Genomic DNA, 1013 nt, shown 5'->3' on the forward strand with positions numbered 1-1013 from the left:
AAGCTCCAGACCCTCGAAGGAAAGCACGTCGAGACCGTCGCGTTCGGCCACAAGCCGCGCCATCATCGCCTTCAGCTGGGCGACCTGCGAGGTGACGATGCCGAGCTCGATGCGCAGTTGCGTGTCGTCGAGGCGCAGAACGACATCGCCCTTCTCGACCAGAGAGCCGATCTTCACGGGAATCTCGACGATCGTGCCGCCATCGACATGCTGGACCTGCTTGGTCTCTCCAACGACGACGAGTTCGCCCTGCGAGATGACGGCGCCTGCGAGCTTCGCATGGGCAGCCCATCCGCCGATCCCGGCGGTCAGCGCGAGACCGAGGATGGTCGCGGCGAGCATGCGTCCCTTCAGCCCCTTGCCGGAGAGCGAGACTTGCGTGTTCTTGTCATCAAGGCGCTGTGTCATGGTGTGTCCCCTTACGCAGTTTACAGTTTCGGCCCGAAGCGGGGCCGGATGAAGAAGTTCGGATCAGGCCACGAGCCCTTCCACCTGGCCCGGCATATGGAAGGCCGTCAAAATCAGGTCGTCTTCATTGAGGTCCCGAGCACTGATGATGACGATCTCGTAATCCTGGTCACCGTCGATGTCGGTGATGAGCTGCAAGACATGATGGCCTGCATCATCGTCGTCGATCATCTTCTTGTAGAGTTTGACCAAGGTCTTGTGGTCGTGGCGGTCGAGCTCGAGCGTGCTCTCGCCATCGTCGAAGTAGAGGCGGCCGAGCTCCCGCTCCAGCTTCGACAGGTCGACCTTGTCGCCGACGTCGAAATCGCGGATCTGGTCAAAGCCGGCCCCATAATTGCCGATCGAGGCGACCGAGCCGAAGACGAAGCTGTCCTGACCGCCGCGGCCATAGAGAATGTTGACGGCAGAACTCGCGGTGATCGTGTCATTCCCGGCCCCACCGACGGCATTTTCGATCGACGTCAGACGGTCGTTGCCGATCTCCTCGCCTGTGGCGGTGCCCGCCTCGAGATCGATCTCGACCGCCATGGTCGCGGACGAAGCGT

The 1013-nt window shown here is 61.7% G+C and carries 1 protein-coding gene and 1 pseudogene; both read right to left on the reverse strand.

Annotated elements, in window-relative coordinates; translation table 11 throughout:
* A pseudogene (locus QWE_RS24195) lies at nt 1–408 on the reverse strand (HlyD family type I secretion periplasmic adaptor subunit); the annotation flags it as partial.
* 63 nt (nt 409–471) lie between these two features.
* On the reverse strand, nt 472–1013 hold a 542-nt coding region (locus QWE_RS24200; protein WP_006728813.1), incomplete at its 5' end, for a M10 family metallopeptidase C-terminal domain-containing protein.

The sequence above is a fragment of the Agrobacterium albertimagni AOL15 genome (assembly GCF_000300855.1).
GTDB classification, from domain to species: domain Bacteria; phylum Pseudomonadota; class Alphaproteobacteria; order Rhizobiales; family Rhizobiaceae; genus Allorhizobium; species Allorhizobium albertimagni.